Raw genomic sequence first — 3,144 nt, 5'->3', positions numbered from 1 at the left:
ATCCTGCTCCGCGGCGATAGCCATTATTGCAACCCGCAGGTCATCGACTGGTGCCGCGCCAACGACGTCGACTTCATCTTTGGCCTCGCGCCCACCCCGACCCTGCGCAAGCATGTCGCGGATCTGGAGGCCAGCACGACCGCGCGCTTCGAAGCGTCGGCCAAGACAGGCAAGGTCCGCAGGTTCAAGAAGTTCGTTGACGGAGCCCGCGGCGCGGCCGGGCCGGCAGCACTCAGGCGACTATAACGGGCGCAGAGCCGACCCTGCGGCTTCCAGACATTGTCGTGTACAGCTTCAGACCCTCAAGCCGAGCCCGCATGGCTTCGCTTACCTTTTACGGGGCGGCGGTACGTCCAAGCCGGTTCAACAGTTAAGAATTTCGCAAAGACGATACCCCCGGATCCTCGAGCTTCCGCTGCCACTTCCCGCATTTCGCCGAGGCGGTCAATGACCCGCCCTTCACAAGGTTATCCGGCAAGCATCTGGGTGCGAGAGATAATGTTGCCGGAAGCATCTTTCATGGCTTCTACACCTGCCTGAACGCCAGAACCGCGTTCGTGCCGCCAAAGGCGAAGGAGTTGCTCAGTGCCACGCGCACCTTGCGCTCGCGTGCCACATTGGGCGTGACGTCGAGATCGCAATCGGGGTCCAGCTCACGATAATTGGCAGTCGGCGGCACGACGCTCTCGCGGATAGCCATCACGCAGGCGATCAACTCGAGCGCGCCGGACGCGCCGAGGCAATGCGCGTGCATGGACTTGGTAGAAGAAATGGACATTGAGAAGGCGTGCTGACCGAAGACGCGCTTGATCGCCGCCGTCTCGATCTGGTCGTTGGCCTTGGTGCCGGTGCCGTGCGCGTTGAGATAGTCGACATCCTCGGCGTCCAGCCTGGCATCGGCAAGGCAGGCCCGCATTGCTGCCTCCGGCCCCTCGACAGTCGGCGCGACGATGCCGGACGCATCGGCGGAAAGGCCGACACCGGCAATTTCGGCAAGGATGGTGGCGCCCCGAGCCAGGGCATGCTCGTAGCTTTCCAGCACCGCCATGCCGGCGCCTTCACCAAGCGACAGGCCCTGGCGATCGGCCGAGAATGGCCGGCAAGTATCGGGCGAAAGCACGCGGATCACTTCCCATGCCTTCAGCACACCCCATATGAGCGGCGCTTCGCTGCCGCCGGCAAGCATCACGTCGGCCCGGCCGAGCCTGATCTGGTCCACCGCGCAGGCAATCGCATGGTTTGCCGAGGAACAGGCGGACGTGACGCCGAAGACCGGCCCGCGCAGGCCGAGACTCATGCTGACCTGGCCGGCAGCGGCACCCGGCATCGCCTTGGGTACAGTCAAGAGAGCGGCACGCTTACCGCCCAGAAGGATGGCGCGGTAGGTTTGCTCGATCGCATCCCACCCGCAGCCGCCAACGCCCACCGTCGCACCGAAGCGATAGCTATTTCCCTCTTTGGAGGAAAGTCCGGCCTGACGCATGGCTTCGCGCGCCGCAAGCACAGCGAGCAGGCTGAAGCGGTCCATGGAGATGAGTTGCTTGCTGTCGATGTCATGCTCCGGCAGGGCCTTGATCTCGGCACCGATCCTGACCCTCAATTCATGGAACTCGGAGTTGACGATTGGGCCGATGGCGGAGCGGCCTTCTCGCATCTCTGTCCAAATGGCGGCGGCGTTGGTTCCAAGCCCGCAAATCCCGCCAATCCCAGTAATCACGACGCGCCTGTCCATTCACACCCCCGTAGGGAGCAAGCTGCGCACGGCTTCCACCATGCCCCCAACATTCTGGAGATCCGACCATGCCTCGGCCGTATTCATCTCGATCTCGATGCCGTAGGCCTGCTCCAGGTCCCAGAGAACGTCCGCCAATCCCAGTGAATCGATACCGAGCGAAGTCAGTCCCGTGGCAGCCGTTATTTCGCCGCCCGTGGCAGGCGCTATGCCGCCCTCCGACGCGGCGCGCTTCTTGATCATTGCGATTATTTCGTTGGCGAGTTGATCTGCCATCTTGTTCCTTTCCAGCTTGCGTTTTCGGCGTCGTTCAAAACCCGAGTCGCGTCGCGTTGCCAAAATTGCCCCTCATAGAGCCTGTGCGCCGACCAAGCCCAATGCCCATAGGAACCGGACGAGTTCCGGCTTCTGCGGCGTCAGCCCGATGACGAAGAAAAGTCGCCGGCCTCCCGCTTTTGCGCCAGCACATCAAGAATCTGCGTGTAAATGGATAGGAACCGTCGTCAAACGTCAGCTAAACGCTGCGACGGTGGGTGCTGTCATCGTATTCACTCGGCACCATATGTAATCGAGATGTTTCATAGCTCCGGACCAGTTGCGATCAACTATTGTACCGGTCGCCATTCGTCGGAGAGTTCGACATGATTTGGAGCGCTGCCTCTATTCCCAGTACAATCTCCACCGCACGCGACAGATTTCCTCTTTCGAGCTCTTCTCAAGGGACTCGCCACGCGATAGAGGCAGTGATCGGCGCACGTGAGGTCCTGCCAGGTCCATGCGACATTCCGGAGAATTGGTAAAATCGTTTGTTTCAATCAAATTCATCCACGCTATGGATAGCTAAGACATGCGTTTCAAAGGGCTCGATCTGAATCTTCTCGTCGTTCTCGACGCGCTGCTTAGCGAGCGCGGCCTCACGGCGGCGGCACGCAGCATCAACCTAACCAAATTCATGGGGGTTGGTGGATGTGGCGCAAACCCGTTGAAATGACGTAGGATTTGGTTGCTTAAGCCGATCCGAAATTTCCCGGAGACCACACCTACCATGAACGATCTTGCGCTGCCGCTGAGCGGTTTTTAGTCGGCGGCAAGTCCGTCGTCGCCCGTTTCGACGGCGGCATGCTGTCGTCCACAGCGGCGTTCTGGCCTAGGCCGAGGTGGAAAAGCGGTTGCGGGTCGCCGAGCGTCTGGCGCGTTGCATCGACGATCCGCGCTGCCCGGACCAGGTCGTCCACAGCCTGGCGGACATGATCGGCTTTCGCATGAAGATGATCGGCGCCGCTACGAGGACGGCAACGACGCCAACCGGCTGCGCCGCGATCCGGTCTTCAAGATGGCCCAGGATGCGCTGCCGTCGGGTCGGGATCTGGCGTCGCAATCGACGCTGTGCCGGCTGGAGAACCTACCCGGGG

At 61.4% G+C, this 3,144-nt stretch carries 2 protein-coding genes and 3 pseudogenes; 3 read left to right on the top strand and 2 right to left on the bottom strand.

Annotated features, from left to right (window positions below):
* Positions 1 to 207, top strand: a pseudogene (locus X751_RS0134965) (transposase); the annotation flags it as partial.
* 319 nt (positions 208 to 526) lie between these two features.
* On the opposite strand, the gene X751_RS134980 reads toward X751_RS0134965, so the two are convergent.
* On the bottom strand, positions 527 to 1,732 hold the full coding sequence (locus X751_RS134980; RefSeq protein WP_023750563.1) for a beta-ketoacyl-[acyl-carrier-protein] synthase family protein: 1,206 nt from the start codon (positions 1,730 to 1,732) through the stop codon (positions 527 to 529).
* Complete coding sequence (locus X751_RS134985; RefSeq protein ID WP_023673543.1) at positions 1,733 to 2,008, bottom strand: acyl carrier protein; 276 nt, start codon at positions 2,006 to 2,008, stop codon at positions 1,733 to 1,735.
* A 571-nt stretch (positions 2,009 to 2,579) separates the two neighbouring features.
* Between X751_RS134985 and X751_RS1000000167370 the strand changes: the two are divergent.
* Both X751_RS1000000167370 and X751_RS1000000166665 read left to right on the top strand, forming a co-directional pair.
* Positions 2,580 to 2,681 (top strand): annotated as a pseudogene (locus X751_RS1000000167370) (LysR family transcriptional regulator); the annotation flags it as partial.
* A gap of 96 nt (positions 2,682 to 2,777) precedes the next feature.
* Positions 2,778 to 3,144: pseudogene (locus tag X751_RS1000000166665) on the top strand (transposase); the annotation flags it as partial.

Source organism: Mesorhizobium sp. LNJC394B00 (assembly GCF_000502555.1).
Lineage (GTDB): Bacteria > Pseudomonadota > Alphaproteobacteria > Rhizobiales > Rhizobiaceae > Mesorhizobium.
This window is presented reverse-complemented; position numbering and strand designations above follow the sequence as displayed.

Bases quoted from the DNA above. Each gene is read 5' to 3' on its own strand.
- X751_RS134985 (WP_023673543.1), bottom strand. From the start codon at position 2,008: ATGGCAGATCAACTCGCCAACGAAATAATCGCAATGATCAAGAAGCGC.
- X751_RS134980 (WP_023750563.1), bottom strand. From the start codon at position 1,732: ATGGACAGGCGCGTCGTGATTACTGGGATTGGCGGGATTTGCGGGCTT.